General features: G+C 69.9%; 15 protein-coding genes and 1 pseudogene. 13 read left to right on the top strand and 3 right to left on the bottom strand.

What is annotated here, in order from left to right; translation table 11 throughout:
- Positions 1 to 813 precede the first annotated feature (813 nt).
- Both HCC61_RS30485 and HCC61_RS03740 read left to right on the top strand, forming a co-directional pair.
- The gene (locus HCC61_RS30485) at positions 814 to 2454 is read left to right on the top strand and encodes a hypothetical protein (RefSeq protein WP_346776999.1); all 1641 of its coding nucleotides are present in this window, start codon (positions 814 to 816) and stop codon (positions 2452 to 2454) included.
- Positions 2454 to 2849, top strand: coding sequence for a hypothetical protein (locus tag HCC61_RS03740; RefSeq protein WP_169133725.1), 396 nt, complete (start codon positions 2454 to 2456; stop codon positions 2847 to 2849). Before HCC61_RS30485 ends, HCC61_RS03740 begins: the two co-directional genes overlap by 1 nt.
- A gap of 130 nt (positions 2850 to 2979) precedes the next feature.
- Here HCC61_RS03740 and HCC61_RS03745 read toward each other — a convergent pair whose 3' ends face one another.
- Positions 2980 to 3942 (bottom strand): hypothetical protein, encoded by a 963-nt coding sequence (locus HCC61_RS03745; protein WP_169133726.1) that lies wholly within the window; start codon positions 3940 to 3942, stop codon positions 2980 to 2982.
- 389 nt (positions 3943 to 4331) lie between these two features.
- On the opposite strand from HCC61_RS03745, the gene HCC61_RS03750 reads away from it, so the two are divergent.
- Positions 4332 to 5561 carry a hypothetical protein gene (locus HCC61_RS03750; protein ID WP_240968369.1) on the top strand — a complete coding sequence of 410 codons (1230 nt, stop codon included), beginning with the start codon at positions 4332 to 4334 and terminating at the stop codon, positions 5559 to 5561.
- 510 nt (positions 5562 to 6071) lie between these two features.
- Here HCC61_RS03750 and HCC61_RS30490 read toward each other — a convergent pair.
- Positions 6072 to 6404: pseudogene (locus HCC61_RS30490) on the bottom strand (hypothetical protein); the annotation flags it as partial.
- 112 nt (positions 6405 to 6516) lie between these two features.
- Here HCC61_RS30490 and HCC61_RS03760 point away from each other — a divergent pair.
- Positions 6517 to 7164 (top strand): M15 family metallopeptidase, encoded by a 648-nt coding sequence (locus tag HCC61_RS03760; RefSeq protein WP_346777000.1) that lies wholly within the window; start codon positions 6517 to 6519, stop codon positions 7162 to 7164.
- Between the two features lie 92 nt (positions 7165 to 7256).
- Complete coding sequence (locus tag HCC61_RS03765) at positions 7257 to 8417, top strand: MFS transporter (RefSeq protein WP_169133729.1); 1161 nt, start codon at positions 7257 to 7259, stop codon at positions 8415 to 8417.
- A gap of 54 nt (positions 8418 to 8471) precedes the next feature.
- Here HCC61_RS03765 and HCC61_RS03770 read toward each other — a convergent pair whose 3' ends face one another.
- Positions 8472 to 9950 (bottom strand): VCBS repeat-containing protein, encoded by a 1479-nt coding sequence (locus HCC61_RS03770; protein ID WP_169133730.1) that lies wholly within the window; start codon positions 9948 to 9950, stop codon positions 8472 to 8474.
- Between the two features lie 449 nt (positions 9951 to 10399).
- On the opposite strand from HCC61_RS03770, the gene HCC61_RS03775 reads away from it, so the two are divergent.
- From HCC61_RS03775 to HCC61_RS03810, 8 genes are all read left to right on the top strand, one after another.
- A complete protein-coding gene (locus HCC61_RS03775; RefSeq protein ID WP_346777001.1) occupies positions 10400 to 11713 on the top strand; it encodes an MSMEG_0569 family flavin-dependent oxidoreductase in 1314 nt (437 codons plus the stop codon).
- Between the two features lie 102 nt (positions 11714 to 11815).
- Positions 11816 to 12643, top strand: coding sequence for an amidohydrolase family protein (locus HCC61_RS03780; protein WP_169133732.1), 828 nt, complete (start codon positions 11816 to 11818; stop codon positions 12641 to 12643).
- A 143-nt stretch (positions 12644 to 12786) separates the two neighbouring features.
- Complete coding sequence (locus tag HCC61_RS03785) at positions 12787 to 13311, top strand: MSMEG_0572/Sll0783 family nitrogen starvation response protein (RefSeq protein WP_169133733.1); 525 nt, start codon at positions 12787 to 12789, stop codon at positions 13309 to 13311.
- Between the two features lie 10 nt (positions 13312 to 13321).
- The gene (locus HCC61_RS03790; protein ID WP_346777002.1) at positions 13322 to 14437 is read left to right on the top strand and encodes an MSMEG_0568 family radical SAM protein; all 1116 of its coding nucleotides are present in this window, start codon (positions 13322 to 13324) and stop codon (positions 14435 to 14437) included.
- A 5-nt stretch (positions 14438 to 14442) separates the two neighbouring features.
- Positions 14443 to 16005: an MSMEG_0567/sll0787 family protein gene (locus HCC61_RS03795; protein ID WP_346777003.1), complete on the top strand. Its 1563-nt coding sequence runs from the start codon at positions 14443 to 14445 to the stop codon at positions 16003 to 16005.
- Positions 16002 to 16931, top strand: coding sequence for a carbon-nitrogen hydrolase family protein (locus HCC61_RS03800; protein WP_169133734.1), 930 nt, complete (start codon positions 16002 to 16004; stop codon positions 16929 to 16931). Before HCC61_RS03795 ends, HCC61_RS03800 begins: the two co-directional genes overlap by 4 nt.
- Positions 16928 to 17770 (top strand): carbon-nitrogen hydrolase family protein, encoded by an 843-nt coding sequence (locus HCC61_RS03805; protein WP_169133735.1) that lies wholly within the window; start codon positions 16928 to 16930, stop codon positions 17768 to 17770. Before HCC61_RS03800 ends, HCC61_RS03805 begins: the two co-directional genes overlap by 4 nt.
- Complete coding sequence (locus tag HCC61_RS03810; protein ID WP_169133736.1) at positions 17767 to 18912, top strand: MSMEG_0565 family glycosyltransferase; 1146 nt, start codon at positions 17767 to 17769, stop codon at positions 18910 to 18912. The genes HCC61_RS03805 and HCC61_RS03810 overlap by 4 nt, the downstream gene beginning before the upstream one ends.
- The last annotated feature ends 26 nt before the right edge of the window (positions 18913 to 18938 follow it).

Here is an 18938-nt window from a genome sequence, read left to right on the forward strand (position 1 = left end):
GATTCCCCGGGAGCGGGTTCCCGCCCGGCCGTCGTGTGCTCGGAGCGCCAACCTTCTGTACGCTTTGCCAGAATCGCTTCAACATGCCTACCGACAGCGATCACATCATCCCCCTGAGCGTCGGCTCACCTTCTCCGACGGGGAACTGCCCTACGGCACAGGTGGATTGCTTGCGGGAGCCTTGCAGAAACCTTGCCGCCCTGGTGGCGGGCCTGAACGCCTGCGGTGAGCCGGAACGCCCACCAACCACCAGATGCCCCGCGCGAGGAGTTGAAATTCCGAGGGTCAACGGAACCGGCCGTGTCGTCTGGCCGCCTGCTGCGTAGAGCGGGAGTGGGATCCCCCCGTTGTGCACCCTATGCGTACCACCCATTGAAGGTCCTGCTTCTGTTCCGGTCAGAGATCTTCCGTGGGCCGGAGGGGGATTGGTTGATATGCGGTCAGGTCCTCGTAGGTATCTGATGGCAAAGCGCTGGGTCCGGCGAGGTGAAGGCCGCACCTTCCAAAGGTGATCTTGAATGTTCGACCCGTGGGTGCTGGTCGCGCTCGCAGTGCGGTCTCTGTCTGGGCGCGAAATTCAGTCAATGAGGCGGCGGTTGGCTTCTTGTCGTGTTTGTCGTCTGGTGTTCTCGGCGGTGCGTCATTGAAGATGCCCGCCTACTCGTCGTCGGGGGTTACATGGGCATCGGGCGGGGCTTGCGCGTCTGGGAGAGCGAACGAGGGATGGTTGATGGGCCGGCGGTGCCGGTTCAGAGCAGCCCCGCGGGTACCGGTACCGGTCGCCCCGACGAGGTAGATCCCACCTTGTCCGAGGTGACGAAGCTGCTGTGTCAGGCGGCTTATGCGCGTCCCGACCGTGTGAGCGCTGTCAAGGCGTGGTGGCGCAGGTTCCGCGGCCGGGAGGGAGAGTCAAACAAGCCGCGACGCAGTACCCGAAGGCGTGTCCTTCTTGAAGGCAGCGACGACTGCCCTGCCTTGGGAGAACCTGCGGCGCAGTGGGTCGTGGACCATGTACTGCGTGGGCCCCGCCTGCCTGTCCCGTCGTACGGATTCGATCTCGTACCCGTCCTGGCTCACAGTCTGCGTGCGCGACGACGGAAGTGGGCACGGCGCACTTGGATACTGCTGCTCTCGGCATTCGCGGCGTACCTGGCAACCTGGGCAGCCGTCGTCTGGGGCGGCGCTGTTCTTCTGGCCCTGACGATGCGTTGGCTTGGGTTTCGGGCACTGCGCAAGGGCAAGAAACAACGGCTTGGCCCTTCGCCTCGTGTGGCGTATCTCGTGCTGTGTCTCCCGTGGTTCCTGGCACTCTTGCCTTTCGAGCCGTTCGGTGGCGTGGGTGCCGACTCCCGGCTCGCATTAGTCTTGCTGCCGGGCGTGGTTGTGCTGGCCGCGGCGTTGGTGTGTGCGGGGGACCGGCTTGCCGCGCGGGCTGCGCTGGCCAGGCTCGTCGGGGAGGACGTTTCGGTCGATCGGTTGCCCTGGGTTTCCCGGAAGGCCGGGCGCCGTATGGGTGTCATCGGCAAGGGACAAACGCATCTGGCGCTTCCATACGACTCTCGGGAATGCTTCGTTGGAGCTGGGCGGGACGTGTGGGGCGCCGCCGACATCGACATCCCATTGAAGCCGAAGGACCCGGAACAGTCGGTCAGACAGTTCGGGGAGGTGGAGCTGCTGCGTCGCGTGGGCATGGCCCTGAGGGAACTGGGTCGCGGGGCCCGGGAGATGACCGATCCGTTGCCGGGCTTCTCTGTCACTGAGGTGAAGGGGCTGCCGTCACCGCTGTGGCTACAGCGAATTCGCGAGTCGAAGCTGGATTCTGTGGACCTGAGTGGCCGGGGTCGTCGCTCGCCGTCGAGCGTGCCGGACCGGCTCTATCTGCGAGCGCAGTGCGTTAGCTGGGATGGACAGGTCGTGGTCGGTGTCTTCGCGCATGCGGCGCTGGAGGCAGGCGAACTGCGCTTGACGGTGCGGCCACACGTGACGACGCCCTTGTACAACGAACTCCGTGGCACCGCCGCACCAGTCTCAAGAACTGGAATGCGCCTTCTCGGCTGGCTCTGTGCGCAATCCCTCCTGGACGCTGCCGCGGGCCCCCTCGCACTGTGGCGATTCGCCGCTCGGCTCGGACTGGGCGAGAAAGGCAAGGACGGTCGAGTGGAAGAAAAGGACCCTGTGAGCCTGCGCGATCGGTACTCCGCTGAAGAGGTCACCGACATGCACCAGAGCGACGACGCCAAGCGGCACGTCGTACTTATGCAGTCTTGTGTGTTCCGGACTGTTGCGACGTATCTCGACGAACGGGGAGTCGACACTGCCGCCTACGAACGACAAGTGGCCGCAGTCATCACCAACATCCAGGTCTACGGAGATAACAACGCCCCCATCCAGAGCGTCGCCGGCAGTGACATCCGCGGTGTGGGTCAGAGCAACGGCAGCCAGGGAGGCAAGTGATGGCCGTAGGACGACGCCGCCCCGAACCGGAACCAGGGCCAGGCTCGGGCATCAGCATAGGCGGCAACAACAACGCCCCTGTCCAGAACACCGTGGGACAGAACATCTCTCACGTGAATCAGTCCGCGTCGGTCGCGGGAGCTGTCGATATCGAGACAGTGCGTGATCTGCTCGCCTCCTTCCGCGCCGACGTGGAGCGGAACGAGGCGAGTCTGGAGCATGTCGCGGCGCTGCGTGCCATGGCCGACACTGTTGACACCTCGCTTGCAGCTCCCGATGCCCAGGCCGGGGCGTTGCACAGGGTTATCCAGGCGCTGCCAGCCCTGGTCACGGGAACCGTCGTCCAGCAGGGAGGCGAGGCGCTCGCCAACGCACTTACGTCGCTGCTGAGTTGATCAATCTCAGATGAATTCTGCAGACTGAGAATAGTCAGTGAATCGGACTTTGGGATTGGGGCAGCGGACTGGCGGAGGCCGCCATCCGCTCCGGGCAGCGGCCTGGCCGTCAGGGCTATAGCGGACGAAGCTACTTCGTGGGCGGCTCGGGGATTCGCCATGTGATGCGGAACCGTTGCTCCGGCGGAAGCCCGAATCTGCCCACAGGGCCGATCTCCTTGATGAGGTAGCCGAAGATCTGATGGTGGGCCTCCTCAGAGAGCCTGTCCCAGGTCTCTGGAGTCGCGGTCATGATCTCCCGCATGAGGGAGGCGTCCGACTCGGCGCGCAGTATCTCGATGCGGTCCTCACGGTCCATGGACTCGTCGGCGTGCATCGCGCTGATCGACCGCTGGAGGAGGTTCGGCTCGACCGCCAGGCGCCGGAGAATCCGGTCGCAGCCGTAGCGGAAGGCGGTGTGCACGTCGACCGCCTCCTGGTCCGGATAGTGGTAGCCGAAAGGGCTGCCCTGTTCGGCACCCAGGTAGTCGCCCTTCAGGGTCCGCAGGAGGGCACGCAGAGCGAACTCAGCGCCGTGCTCCTCGATGAGGTGGACACCAACCTGCACCCATTCGTCCTCGGAGACCATCGGTTCGTGCGGTACCGCGAGCGAGGGGTCGATCTCGATGGCATTGAACGGGTTGATCATCACGCCGATGACCGCCTCGGCGGTCCACTGCCCGTCGTCCGGGGTCCAGCCATGCGACAGGGCCAATTCCCGGGCCGACTTCATGCCACCCGGTTCTCCCTCCCGCACCGCGCGCCACAGAGGAAGGAACCGCGCGACCTCGGCCGCTGGGTCCCGGGGCGGATTGACACAGGCGGCAGCGAGTACCGCCACGATCGACTGCACGGTCTCCCAGCGAGGGACGGCCAAGCCCTTGAGGGTCGTACGGACTCCTTCGTGGCTGACGAGCGCCGGGTGGTCGCCGTCAGCGATCAGAGTGCTGACCTTCCTCATGCCGGGGTGGCCTGCGGCCCGATGGAGTTCTTCGAGGGCCCGTACCAACTCACGGTGGGCTTCGTTCGGGGAAGGGGCGGTGTGGGTGGTCATGGCACGCCCTTCGGCCTTCAGGTGGCGCGGTCCCCGAAGGACCGTCAAGTATCGCCAAGAGCGTAAAAGTCCCAGGCGGGGTGAGTACATGTCAGATTGCGCCAACTTCCCCGTAATGGCGTCAAACCACGGCAAGCCAGCAGAGAAGCCTCGGAGTATGGAGCCAGCGCCACGCGTGAACGGGAGCCATATTCCGAGGAGTTGCCGTGCACATCCCTGACTATGCCCGCGCAGTGATTCGGTCTGCACTGCCGACCGTTCCCACCGCCCGACACGTGGGGGTACTGGACTGCTGTCTCTGCGACAAGCCCTTCGGGGATCAGCTCCCCGTATCGCTGGGCCCGACCTCAGAGTCGGGACTGTTTGGCTGCCACCCTTGCCTGACGCGGTTGGTCGCTCGCGCGCGGCGGATCCGCGACGTCGCTCTGGCCCAGAACGCCGAGGAGGCCCGAGCGGAGTCCGCGGCCTGGCTGCCGGAGCGGGAGCAGCATCTCGCCCGGCTCGACAGTGTGCGGCAAGCGGCGGATGCCGTGGCCGGACTGGCCGAGAGCGATGGCACCCAGGCACTGCGAGTCGCTTGGCTGCTGGTCTCACTGGAATCGGCGTACACGTGGATCCCAGACGCGCCAGAACCACCTCCCTCTGTGGGACGTGAGGACCAGGGGCTGAAGGAAGCGGCGTTCCACCTCAACCTGACCATGATCAGGGCACGAGAGGCAGTGGCGGACAGACTCGCCTATCACCTGATCAACGAGGCGCAGCCCGAAGAACCGGAGATGTGCGAAGAGTTTGACTGCGCTGAAGGCTGCTCAGGTCGTCATGACTCCTCCCACATCGACTGCGGGCCAGACACTGTCTTCGACGATCTGGCGGAGCACGGGATAACCGTGGAGCGGCCGGAGCCTGAACCTCTCTCACCTCGGCTCGCGTCGCTCTTGGGGATGACGCAGACCGAGGAGAAACGCTCACCGCTTCCGGGCATCGACGAGCGGGCTCCCGTTGTCCTGGCCCACTTCGGCATGGACGCCGACGAGACGGACGTCCTGGTAAGCGCGGCGGCGGTCGGTCTGGTCACTGACGCCTGGCGCGAGGGACCGATGGACGTCATCCACGCGGCCGACGACGGGCCGAGCGACGGGGAGATCTTCGCGCAGAGCGTGGATCTGTACCGCAGGGCCCGCGCCACGCTGGTGGCCGCGCAGGACGACGGGCCCGAGGTCCTGCTTGCGTTCGCGGCGGTCGCCTCGAATGTGGACCTTCCGTGGGCCTGCAACTCGTCCTTCACGCTGCGGAAAGTGTCCGAATCCGTGGCGGAGTTCGTCCAGCACGTCGACGACCGGACGTGGTTCACCGCAGAGGTGATGCGTGAACAGGGCTGGCGCGCGGGGCTGCTGCACAGAGCCCTATCGGCCGCGTTCAAGGCTCCCGACCACTTCGGCATGCCAGGCTGGTCCCGCGCCGTCGCCGTGGCGATGGAGCGTCTCGCTCTGACGGATACCTCAGAGGCACCCGAGGTGCTCACCGATCTCGCGGTGGTAGAGGCCGCGTTGCTCGAAGCGCCCGACCGACTGGGGGCAGACGTCCTCGACTGGATCTCGCGCCATGCCCTACTCGGCTGACCCACATCGGAACCCAACCTGGTGGCACAGGCTTGCGTCCGTCCGCGCAGCGCGCCCCGGTCGGCAGAACGCGGAGATCACGCCATGAAGTGGGACGAAGTGACCCTCGCCATCCTCGCTGCATTTGGTTGCGTCACGCTGCTGTTGACGCAGGTCAACGAGATGTTGTCGAAGCTGCCAGAGATAATCCGTGCATGGCGGCGGGTACGGCAGGAGCTGAGTGGTGGTACCGATTCGGGCTCTCGGGAACACTCAGCGAGTGCTACTAATCCGGGCACACGCCAGGCCGTTCCCAGAGATGGCGGAGGCCATACATCTGCGGACCATGGAGCTGGGCCTGGGCACGGTGACGGCTGAGGCCCCGTCAACAGCAATGCTGCGGAAGCGGATTGCGGGTGCTGCTGACCCGCAATCGTTGACTTCGCCAGCGATGTGCTCCCGTTGTGCACCGGAACCGCACACCAGCTTCGTACGCCGGGGCAAGGGCGTTCCGGAGCCCTACTTCGACATCTAGGAGGCGGGGGCCGGGCGCCGGATTAGGTGACGGGTAGTGAGTACGGCGTTCCGTGGGCTCTGAGATCGGCGCATCGCGGAGCGCAGGCGTAGCCGGCAGCCGAGGTGCCGGGTGAAGAACCGTAGTGTGCTGTCGAGTTCGAATGCCGGGATCTCGCAATGCTTGCCAGGGTTGGCGTGCAGGGTCTTCTCTGCTGAGGTCAACGCGTCGAACAGCGCCAAGCCGTGGGCCCGCGGCACACGCTCATCGTCCCATTGCATCAGGAACTCCACCGGGACCGTGATCCGCGCTGCGGCCTCCGCTGATGCCAGCCCCCCCCGGCCCAACCCCGTGGCCTGACACGGCACCAGTTGACTGACATGGCGTTAGAGGATGACAAGAGTGAACCGGCATCGGCTGCAAGCCGCATTTCGTGGAGGCCCGGGACGAGGGGAGGTGCTCGTGGAGGAGATCGTGCTGATGTCGGATCCGAGGGTGGCTGCCGTCGCGGTCGAAGACTGCGGCGAACCGCTGGTGGACTGCCGGGGCACGCTCCGGGTCGACGAGCGTCGTTCGGACACGACCGGCAGTTGGGCGCATCTGCGGTCGGGTGTCGTGGAACGCCTTGTACGCGCGGAGGAACTGCTTCCGGCGGGCTGGCGGTGGCTCCTGGTGGAGGGGCATCGCCCGCCCGCGGTGCAACAGCGCATCTTCGACGGCTATTTGGCGACACTGCGCGAGCTCCGCCCGGGTGCCTCGGAGAGCGAGCTGACGACTGCGGCGACGCGCTGGGTCGCACCACTGGCAACGGCAGGCCACGTGGCCGGAGCGGCAGTCGATCTCACGATGTGCACGGCGAGCGGGACCGAGGTCGACATGGGCTGCCCGGAAGCCGCGACGCCGGAGGAGAGCGGCGGTGCCTGCTACACGAACGCGCGAGGGCTTACTCGGCCGGCGCGGCAGAACCGGGCAGTCATGGGCGAAGCCCTGAGCAGCATGGGGTTGGTCAACTATCCGACGGAATGGTGGCATTGGTCCTATGGCGACCGGTACTGGGCGTTCACCGTCGGCGCGGGCAGCGCGGTCTACGGGCCGAAGGAGCTGATCTAGGGCGACGATGGCACCCGCTTAGGCAGCGGGCCGGTCGTGGGCGTGGGCGCCGGTGGCTTCCGCGGGGTCAAACGTGATGCGAACGTATTGAGATGAGCGCCTATGGCGACGTCCTGCGGAGCCCGGCGGCTCGCAGACTCGTCATCGCCACCGGCTCAGGGAAGTTCGGCTTCGCCGCCTTCCCGCTGGCGACGGTGTTGCTGGCTCACGGCGAGTCGGGCTCATTCGTGGACGCGGGACTGGCGGCTGGAGCCTGGGGCATCGGCGGTACGTTGACGGCGCCGGTCCGGGGGTTCCTGGTCGATCGCCACGGGCCTCGTATCCCCTTGACGGTGCTTACGTCGGTCACGCTTCTTGCCGTTGGGGGACTGGCTACCGCGTCGGACACGACTGCGCTGGTCATTTTCGGGGCGGTCGCCGGCGCGAGCGCTCCCCCGATCGTTGCGAGTATCCGGCCGCTGTGGAAGCACGCCGTACGCGCTGGTCTTGTGCGTACCGCGTATGCCATGGATGCGATCCTCACGGAGGCTGCCAAGATCTGCGGGCCGCTCCTTGCCGCAGGTGCGGCTGCTTGGTCTCCTCAGATCGGCGTGGCCGCTGCCGGCACCTTGCTGATCCTCGGTGCGATGCTGCTCGTCGTACGGCCCACCGCCACGTCTGATCCGGCGCCGCCGAACGTCGCCGGCGCACGGGCCGCAGTGCAACTCCGCCCCGCACTGCGGCTGCTTCTTCTGGCCAATGCCGCACTCGGATTCTGCCTCGGTGCACTGACAGTCGGGCTGCCCGCCCGTGCTGCTGAGCACGGGTCCGCAGCCGGCTCCGGCTGGCTCCTCGCCTGCCTCGGCCTCGGCAGCGCCCTCTCCGGCATCTGGTTCGGCAGCCGGCGTCAGGGCGCACCCGTTCGCGGATACATCGCCGGCTTCGCGTGGCTGGGTCTTGTGCTCGCCGTGGCAGCGGTCGCGCCGATGGGACTTCCGCTGGCGGGTGTCCTCCTCATCGCCGGTGGAGCCTTCGCCCCGATCACCATCTGCTTGTTCGAGCTCTTGGACCAGCATGCTCCGAGGGGCACGGAGGTCTCGTCGTTGATGTGGATGGTCTCCAGCGAAGAACTCGGCATCGCCCTCGGAGCGATGCCGGCCGGAGTGCAGGCCCAAGATGCCGGTGCAGGGCTCGTGTTGATCACCGCTGCCGTCAGCGCCGGGCTGGGAGCCGTGGTCCTCGCTGGGGGCGGACGCATCCTCGCCCGGCGCTGAAGTACGGGTCGAACACCCGGGGTTGTGCCGTCGGCCCGTCCGCCCTTCAGCCCGTCAGGTGAAGTCGCCCATCGTGAAGGAGAGTTCGTTCCGGTCCGTGCCGTCGGTGAACCACCAGTGGCTCTCCGGGGCGCCCGTAAGGCTCTTGACGAGCACGATCTCGGTGTTCTCGTCGGTGTCGTAGTTCCTCGCCCCGAAGATCTCGGAAGCGCTGTGCTTGTCCGACTTCGTCTTCCGTTCCGTGGTGCGCCAGGGCTTGCTGCTCAGGCCGTCGGCGCTGCCGTGCAGCACCTGGAAGCTCGACTTCTGCGAGATGGGGGTGGAGAGCTCCACAGTCAGGTCGTCGATGCCGTCGCCGTCGGCGTCCGCCGTGGCCAGGCCGTAGCCGAAACCCTGGCCGACCCGGCCGCCCACGATCCTCTTCGGCTTGTCGGGGGCCTTGCCGTAGATCACGTCGACCCAGCCCCTGACCGACGGGGCGTCCACGTCCTCGTCGTCGGGGATGCCGGAGTTGCCGATGGCGATGTCGCGGCGCTTGTCGCCGTCGAAGTCGCCGAACACGACCTCGTTGCCCTCCGGGAGCTCCCGGTCGTTGTTGCTAAGTCCCGTCTCGGTTCTGGCGCCGCCGGTGAGCAGGACGGAGGGTGCGTCCTCCTCGGCCATCTCGTGGACGACCAGGTCAGTGGCCCTGTCGCCGTTGACGTCGCCGGTGGTCAGGAAGCCCTCTTCCGTATTCTCCAGGGGGTTGCTCCGCTCGACGGTCGCCGCAGGTGAACCGTCGCGCTTGAACGGGCCCTTCAGGACGGCGAGGGAGGTGGAGAGCCCGTCGGCGCTCCCGTCGTACGTGGCCAGGTCGTCGTGCCCGTCGCCGTCGAAGTCGCCGGTGACGGGCTGGGAGGTCGTCGCGTACTCCTCACCGGCGTCGGGACGCTTCACCAGGCCGAGTTCGCCGGGGCTGCCCGGCTGCGGGCCCTTCGGGCTGCCCCAGAGCACCACGCCGTTGCCGCCCAGAAGGATGTCGGAGTTGCCGTCGCCGTCCAGGTCGGCGACGGCGGGCTGACCGTCGCCCCTGAGCGGGCCGTTGTCGTCCGGGTCGTAGCGGTTCGAGGGGGGCACCTTGCCTTTGAGGGGGCCCAGGTCGAGGTCCTTCTCCTTGAACACGACGCGCTTCCCGGGGTCGGGGCCGTTCTTCGACCCGTACACCACGACCAGGTAGGCGGCGCTCGACGGGTCCGAGGTATCGCTCGGGTCGTGCTTGTAGACGACGTCGGGGGAACCGTCGCCGTCGAGGTCGGCGTTCTTCTGCTCCGCCTTCTCGACGGCGTCGGAGGCGGGGAAGACGGTTTTCGCCTCGCTGTGCACGTACGTCCAGTAGTACGCGACGGCGGCGGTCGTTCCCGCCACGACGGCGAGGGCCAGCAAGGCGAGTCGCAGGCGGCGCGTCTCGGGGCGAGGGGGCTCGTAGTTCAGGGCCAGCAGGAGGCGTCGCAGACGGCCCGAACCGCGGTGGGGGGCTTGGTAGTTGGTCGTCATCGGGCAATTGCACAGCGCCGGGAGCGAGCACAGGCCCGCGTGGGCGAGTTGTTGCATGACGCGGCCATCGGTTACGGGGCTGTTGCACGGCGGGAGGCGAGCGGGGTCCGCACGGCTCCGGTGCGCGGGGCGAGCGCGGGCCCGCTGCCTGCGGCGGGCATGAGGAGGCCGGCGGCGGCCGGGACGGCAGGCGCGGTGACCCGGTGTGAGGACACGCTAACGAGGCCTTGTTCCGGATGACTTCGTTCGGCAACGAGGCCGGACTGAAGTGGTCCTCATGCACGACGACGGGGTTCGGAGGCCCGAACCCCTGTGTACCGCATGGAGGTTCTCATGCCACAGGTGTGTCGCCGGATGCGCCCGCCCGAGGGCGAGGTGCGGGGCCGCCGTCCCGCGCCGGACGGGCCCCTCCCCGCCAAGTCCCTCCCGTACGCGGCCGGGAGCGAGCTGTGACGCCGCGGGACCTCTCGGGCACGCACCATCCGGTGGCCGTGATCGGCGGCGGACAGGCCGGGCTCGCGATGAGCTACTGCCTGCGCGAGCGCGGCATCGAACATGTCGTCCTGGAGGCCGACCGGGTGGGACGCGAGTGGCGCGAGCGCCGCTGGGACTCCTTCTGCCTCGTCACCCCCAACTGGCAGTGCAAGCTGCCCGGTTTCCCGTACGCGGGAGCGGACCCGGACGGATTCATGGTCCGGGACGAGGTCCTGCGCTACCTGGAGGACTACGTCTCCTACTTCCGGCCGCCGCTCGCCGAGGGCGTGACGGTCACGGGGCTTCGGCGGTCCGCCACCGGCGTCTTCGAACTCGCCTCCGACGCGGGGGACTTCACCGCGGAACAGGTCGTGGTGGCCACGGGCCCGTACCACGGTCCGGCCGTCCCGCGGCTCGCCGAGCGGCTCCCTGCGGACGTCGCGCAGCTGCACTCCTCGCAGTACCGCAACCCCGGCCAGCCCGCGGAGGGCGCCGTACTCGTGATCGGCACCGGCCAGTCCGGATGCCAGATCGCCGAGGACCTGCACCTCGCCGGACGCCGGGTGCATCTCGCCGTCGGCAGCGCCCCGCGCGTCGCCCGCTTCTACCGGGGCCGCGACTGCGTCGCCTGGCTGGACGAGATGGGGCACTACGCGAAGGAGGTCGGGGAGTTCGCCGACAGCGAGGCCGTGCGGATGCGCGTCAACCACTACGTCACGGGACGCGACGGCGGACGCGACATCGACCTGCGGGCCTTCGCCCGCGACGGCATGCACCTGTACGGAAGGCTCACCGAAGTCGCAGGCACACGCCTGGAGTTCGCCGCCGGCCTCAAGGCCGATCTCGACCATGCGGACTCCGTCGCCGAGGGCATCAAGGACTCCATCGACGCGCACATCGACGCCCACGGCATCGACGCCCCCGAGGAGGCGCGCTACGTGCCCGTGTGGGAGCCGGACGAGGAGCCCGGCACGCTCGACCTGCGCGAGGCCGGGATCAGCACCGTCATCTGGTCGACGGGTTTCGTCCGCGATCACCAGTGGATCGGGGCGCCGGTCTTCGACGGACGCGGCTACCCCATGCACTGGCGCGGCGTGACGAACTGTCCGGGGCTGTACTTCCTCGGCCTGCCCTGGCAGCACACGTGGGGGTCCGGGCGGTTCGAGGGCGTGGGCCGGGACGCGGAGTTCCTCGCGGGTCACATAGACGCCTCGCGGCGGCTCGCCGACGTCTGCGACACCCTCACCGGCACTCCGCTGCACCTGTCCCCGGCGGTCCCGGTCGGCTGACGCCCGGCCCGTACGCCCGGGCCCGTATCCCCCGGCCCGTACCCCCGTACCCCGGCCGCCCGGCAAGGCCCCCGCCCCGCCGAAGGAGGAAGGAGCGACCCGATGACCACCCGTCACCACTTCGACGCCCACCGGCACTTGGGCGTGCTCCCCGATCACCCCTACTACGGCGGGCCTCCCGTCAACCCGGGCGGCGGCGCCCGCGCCGGCGTCAAGCAGCTCATCGAGGACCTGGACGCCGAGGGCACCGAACGCGCCCTGGTACTGCCGAACTACGGCGTCCCCGACCCCGAAGTCTCCTTCGGCTTCAACGAGTTGGTCATCGAGGCCGCGCAGAGCGACGACCGGATCCGGGCGGGCCTGTGGGTCTCGCCGCGTCCCGCGGACTCCGTCCGCACGGCCGAGGCGCTCGCGCTGGCGGGCGAGAGCGGCGTACGGGCGCTGAAGCTCAGCTTCCTGCTGGGCGGCCGCGCCACCGACCCGGAGTGCCTGCCCCTGCTCGACACCATCTTCCGTACGGCCGAGCAGCACGGCCTGGTCGTCCACGTGCACACCTCTCCGGGGGCGGCGTCCGACATCGACGAGGTGGGCCTCCTCGTCGAGCGGTACGCCGACCGCGTGCCCGTGCACCTGGTGCACTTCGGCGGCGGCATGAGCGGCCACATCAAACTGGCGGGCTCCCGGTTCTTCGACTGGATCGAGGCCGGAAAGCACGTCTACACCGACCTCTCCTGGGCGATCGGCTTCGCGCCGTACTGGCTGGCCCGGGAGATCGAGCGCCGCGGTCTCGGACACGACCGGGTGCTCTTCGCCAGCGACCAGCCGTGGGGCGACTTCGCGGGCGAGTTCGCCCGGATGAGCGCGGCGGCCGGCGGCGGCGAACTCGGCGACCGCGTCTTCCGGGACACCTTCGCCTCGCTCTACGACTGAGCGCCAACGTCCGGCCGGTACGCCGTCGTCCCGGCCACGCTCCCCGCCCCCGCGCGGAGCCCCGTCCCCGTACCCGTCCCGTCCCCATCCCGTCCCCGTCCCTCAACTCACGCCGTACCGCAGCGATTTCCCAGGAGAGCACCATGACCCAGACAGTCCCCGAACTGACCGACGTCGAGAAGAAGAGCCTCGGCGAGATCCCGCACCCCTCGCTCCCCGAGGGCTCCAGCATCTACGGGTCAACGAAGGTCTTCCCCGACTACCAGGCAGAGAACGGCGAGTCGTACTTCACCCTCGTCCACGGCATCGCCCACGAGTCCTCCGTCAGCTTCGTGGCCGTCCTCCAGGCGACGCGCGCACTGCGCAAGGGCTTCGAGACCGGCATCTACTTCTACGGGCCGGGATCCCTCAACTGCCTTGCCACCCGCGGCTTTCCGACGACGGGAAGCTCCGCGTTCCCCGGTGAGCACAACATCAACAACCAGCTCGCCACCTTCATCGCGGAGGGCGGCAAGGCGTACTGCTGCCGCTTCGGCCTCTCGCTGCACGGCGCCAGGGAGGAGGACCTCATCGAAGGGGTGATCCCCACCCATCCGCTGGACGTCCAGGACGCGTTGATCCACTACGCGCGCAAGGGCGCCATCATCAACTCGACCTACCAGCTCTGAGAGGTGTGACGTGAGCGTTGGCACCGGAGAGCACGAGCACCGCGTACGTCCCGGGAAGGGCACCGCGGTGGACGTGAAGCTCCTCACCAGGGCCGAACTCGCCCTGCGGGGCCTCGGATCGGACACGGAGGTCAGGCGGCCGGACGGCGCGGGCCCCAGCGACGACGGCCATGTGCTCGTCGACGGTGCCAACGCCGCGCTCCCCAGCAATCCGGCCAGCCCCTACACCGTCCGCGACGGCCGCGTATGGCTCGGCGACGAGGACACCGGACTGACCCTGACCCCCGTGCGACGGCCCGCCTTCTACGACCTGACCACCGCCGACGGCGTCCCGTACGAGAAGATCGCGCGGCTGCACGGCGCGGACGTGCTGGCCACGACCGTCGTGCAGACCTGCGTCCGCTACGCCGAGTCCGACCGCTGCCGCTTCTGCACCATCGAGGAGTCCCTGCGCTCGGGCGCCACCGTCGCCGCCAAGACCCCGGCGCAGCTCGCCGAGGTGGCCGAGGCGGCCGTACGGCTCGACGGCGTACGGCAGATGGTGATGACCACCGGGACGACGACCGGTCCCGACCGGGGCGCGCGCAACCTCGCCCGCTGCGTGCGGGCCGTGCGGGAGACCGTCCCCGGACTGCCCGTCCAGGTGCAGTGCGAACCGCCCGGAGACCTCGCGTGGATCCGCGAACTGCGCGACGCCGGGGCGGTGTCCATCGGCATCCACGTCGAATCCCTCGACGAGGACGTACGGCGCCGCTGGATGCCCGGCAAGTCGACCGTGCCGCTGGCCGAGTACGAGGCGGCTTGGGACGAGGCGGTCGAAGTCTTCGGCCACAACCGCGTGTCGACGTATCTGCTGGTGGGCCTCGGCGAGGACCCGGACGAACTCGTCGCGGGCGCCTGTGCGTTGATCGAACGAGGTGTGTATCCGTTCGTCGTGCCCTTCCGTCCGATGCGCGGCACCCTCGCCGCCCGCGACGGGGTCGGCGCTCCCGACGCCCAAGTGCTGCGCCACGTCACCGAGTCGGTGGCGGCGGAGCTGCGCGCGGCGGGCATGAGCGGCGCCGATCAGCAGGCGGGCTGCGCCGCGTGCGGAGCGTGCAGCGTCCTGTCCGCGGCGGGCGGGTGAGGACGGTGACGATCCTGGACGGCGGGTACGGCGGTCCCGCGCACGGTGCCGGTCCCGCGCACGGCGTCGACCGCGGGCACGGCGCACCGCACGCACCCCACGCACCGGCGCCGCCGCACGCACCGCACGCGGCCGAGGCACCGCACGCACCCGAGGCACCGGAGGCGCCCGCGGACATCCTGCTGCTCCTCGGCGACCGGTCGACGCTGGCCGCCCGGCCCCGCTTCCGTATCGAACAGGCCGAGGACGCGGCCACGTTGAGCGCCTACCGGCGGCTGCGGCACGCCGTCTTCGTCGACGAACAGGGCCTGTTCGCGCGACACGACCTCGACGAGCGGGACAGCGATCCGCGCACCGTCGTCCTCGTCGCCCGCGATCACTCCGGAGCCGTCGTCGGCGGCGTCCGGCTCGCACCCGCCGTCGACGGCCCCGACATCGGCTGGTGGACGGGAGGACGGCTCGCGGTCCGCCGTGGCGAACGCGGCTCGGGCGGCATCGGCCGGGCGCTGGTACGGGCAGCCGACGCCCGCGCCGAGGCGGAGGGCGTGCTGCGGTTCGAGGCCACCGTGCAGCAGGGCAACGAGCGGATGTTCACGCGGCTGGGCTGGCGGCGCGTACGTCCCGTGACCGTCGGCGGCGCACCGCACGTGCTGATGCGCCGGCCCACCCGGCGGTTCGCCGCACAGACCGCGGTCAAGTCGTCCCTCGGTCCGCTGCTCGCCCAACTGCGGCCGGGCGGACCGGGGTTCGTCGGAGACGACGGCGCGCCCGTGCCCGGCTCCGATGTGATCGCGGCCTGCGACGCGATCGTGCCGTCCATGGTCGAGCGCGACCCCGAATGGGCCGGGTGGTGCTCGGTCCTGGTCAACGTCAACGACATCGCGGCCATGGGCGCCACGCCCACGGGACTGCTCGACGCCCTGGCCGCCCCGGACGCCGCGCACGCCGCCCGCGTCCTCGCCGGTCTCCGGTCCGCGTCCGAGGCGTACGGCGTCCCGGTCCTCGGCGGCCACACCCAACTCGGCGTCCCTGCCGCCCTGTCCGTCACCGCACTGGGACACACACGGAACCCGGTGCCCGGAGCGGGCGGACGCCCCGGGCACACCGTCCGGCTCACCGCCGACCTCGGAGGCGACTGGCGCGCCAACTACCGCGGCAGCCAATGGGATTCGACCACCGGCCGCCGGACGGACGAACTGCGGGCCATGCTCGGCGCGGTCGCCGCCGCGCGGCCCGCCGCCGCGAAGGACGTCTCCATGGCCGGGCTCGTCGGCACCCTCGGCATGCTCGCCGAGGCGAGCGGCTGCGGGGCGGTGCTCGACGTCGCCGACGTGCCGCGTCCCGCCGGGGCCACGGCCGGCGACTGGCTGACGTGCTTCCCCGGCTTCGCCATGCTCACCGCCGACGCCCCCGGCTCGCCCCCACTGGACGCGGGGCCCGCCGTCAGCCGCGCCTGCGGCAGCCTGCGGCCGGGGACGGGCGTCGTACTGCGCTGGCCGGACGGAGAGACCACCGAGGCGGTCACCGGGGCGGTGACCGGCATGGCAACCGGAACGGAGACGACATGAGCACCGTACGACTGGCCGCGGTCTCCGCGGAGTTCGGCCGCGACCTGGAGGAGGACTTCGCGGTCGCCGAGCGGCTGATCAAGGAGGCCCGCGCCGACGGGGCCCAGCTCCTGGCGCTGCCCGAGGCCTGCCTCGGCGGCTACCTCCTCAGCCTCGACGGGGGCGGAAGCTGCGACGCGGACGGGCGGGGATCGGACCCGGGGCCGCCGCCGCTCGCACCCGACGGTCCCGAGATCCGGCGGCTGGCGGCCCTAGCCGAGGACATGACCGTGATAGCGGGCTACTGCGAGACGGACGGCACCTCCCGCTACAACAGCGTGGTGTGCGTGAGCGGCGACGGCGTCCTGGGCAACCACCGCAAGGTCCACCAGCCGCTGAGCGAGGACGCCGACTACGCCTCGGGCGACGGCTTCGCGGCCTTCGACACCCCGGTCGGCCGGATCGGCATGCTGATCTGCTACGACAAGGCGTTCCCGGAGGCCGCCCGCGAACTCGCCCTGGACGGGGCCGAGATCGGCGTCTGCGTCTCGGCCTGGCCGGCGGCGCGCACCAATCCCGCGCCCGACCTCACCGAGGACCGCTGGAAGCGGCGCTTCGACCTCTTCGACCGGGCGCGCGCCCTGGAGAACCAGATGGTGTGGCTCTCCGCGAACCAGTCGGGCACGTTCGGCTCGCTGCGGTTCGTGGGCAGCGCCAAGGTCGTCGACCCCGGCGGCGAACTCCTGGCCGGTACCGGCGTCGAGGCGGGCATCGCCGCCGCCGAACTCGACGTCGCCGAGGCCCTGGAGACCGCCCGCCGCTCCATGGGCCATCTCAGGGACCGCCGCCCCGACGCCTACCCGGCCCTCTCCGCAAACACGGGAGCTGCCCTCTCCGCAACCACGGGAGCCGCCCTCTCCGCAACCACGGGAGCTGCCGCCCGATGAGCACGATCCGGATCGCGGCCGCCGCCGCGCACTTCGGCCGCGACCTGGACTTCGACCTGACGAGGATCGCCAAGCTGATCGACGACGCGCGAAGCAGCGGCGCCGCGCTGCTCGTCCTCCCCGACGCCGCGCTCGGGGGCTACCTGGCCGACCTGCGCCACCCCGACCCGGAGGCGCTGCCCCCCGCGCTCAAGCCGGACGACCCGCTGATCCTCCAAGTCGCCCGGCTCGCAGCCGAGATGGTGGTCTGCGTCGGATACTGCGAGGACGGCGGTGACGAACGCTACAACGCGGCCGTCTGCGTCAGCGGCGACGGCGTGCTCGGGCGGCACCGCAAGGTCCACCTGCCCGCCGGCGAGACCACCGCCTACGCGCCCGGCGACCGCTTCGACGCCTTCGACACCCCGGCGGGCCGCGTCGGCATGCTCATCGACTACGACAAGACCTTCCCGGAGTCCGCCCGCAGCCTCTCCCTCGACGGCGCGCAGATCCTCGCCTGCCTGTCCGCCTGGCCGACGAGCATCACCAACCGTGCGCCGCGCATGCACCAGGACCGCCAGGCGAAGCTGTTCGACCTGTACGACATGGCGCGTGCCGCCGAGAACCAGGTCTGTCTCGCCTCGTCCAACCAGACCGGCTCGATGGGCGGCATGCGCTTCCTCGGCCAGGCCAAGGTCGTCGGGCCCGGCGGCGACGTCCTCGCCCGCACCTGGTCCAAGGCAGGCGTCGCGGTCGCCGAACTCGACGTCGCAGCTGAGATCGACACCGCCCGCCGCGTACTGCGCCACCTCGACGAGCGAAGGCCGCCCGCCTACCGCGCCTACGGGGAGCACACATGACGCTCTCGGTCGCGCTGCTCAGCTACTCCACCAAGCCGCGCGGCGGCGTGGTGCACACGCTCGCCCTCGCCGAGGCGCTGGCGGCCGCGGGAGCACGGGTCGCCGTCTGGACCCTCGGACGGAACGGCGACGAGGGCTTCTTCCGGCCCGTGGACCCTTCCGTGGAGCTGCGGATCGTGCCCTTCCCCGACGGGCCGCCGGAGGAGACCGTCGGCGAGCGCGTCCTGCGCTCCATCGACGTGCTCCGCGACGCGTTCGACCCCGGCGGCTACGACATCGTCCACGCGCAGGACTGCATCAGCGCCAACGCGGCCGGGCGCTGCGTGCGCACCGTCCACCATCTCGACCGCTTCACCACCCCCGAACTGGCCGCCTGCCACGAGCGGGCCATCGTCGACCCGTACGCGCACATCTGCGTCTCCCGCGCCGTCGCCGACGAACTGGCCGACGGCTGGGGCATCGAGGCCGAGGTCATCCCCAACGGCGTCTACCACGAACGTTTCGCCGCCACGGACCCCGCCGCCCGCGCGAACTGGCGGGAGCGGCTGGGCCGTTACGTGCTGACGGTCGGCGGCATCGAACCCCGGAAGGGCTCCCTCGACCTGCTGGAGGCGTACGCGCTGCTGCAAGAACGGCTCCCCGGGCTGCGTTTGGTGATCGCGGGCGGCGAGACCCTCTTCGACTACCGCGACTACAGGGCCCGTTGGCAGGAACGCGCGGCGCAGCTCGGTGTCGAACCCGTCGTCCTCGGCGCCGTACCCGACGGCGAACTGCCCCCACTCGTCGCGGCAGCCGACGCCTTCGCCTTCCCCTCGACCAAGGAGGGCTTCGGGCTCGCCGCCATGGAGGCGCTCTCGGCGGGCGTACCGCTGGTGGTACGTGATCTCCCCGTGCTGCGCGAGGTCTTCGGCTCCGCCGCCCGCTTCGGAGCGACGGCACACGAGCTTGCGGACGAACTGGCCGCGGCGATGGCCGCGCCCGACCCCGGCAGGCGGGCGGCGGGCCACGCCCTCGCGGCCCGCCACACCTGGCCGTCCGCCGCCGCCCGTCACCTGGCCTTCTACGGCGAACTGCTCGGGGAGCCAGACCCCACACGGGGGACCTGCTCACCCCCGGCCGGCTTCCTGCGCGCGCGTCCGTAGCACGAAGGCTGAATCTGTCAGCGGCG

The organism is Streptomyces sp. HNM0575, assembly GCF_012726265.1.
GTDB lineage: Bacteria > Actinomycetota > Actinomycetes > Streptomycetales > Streptomycetaceae > Streptomyces.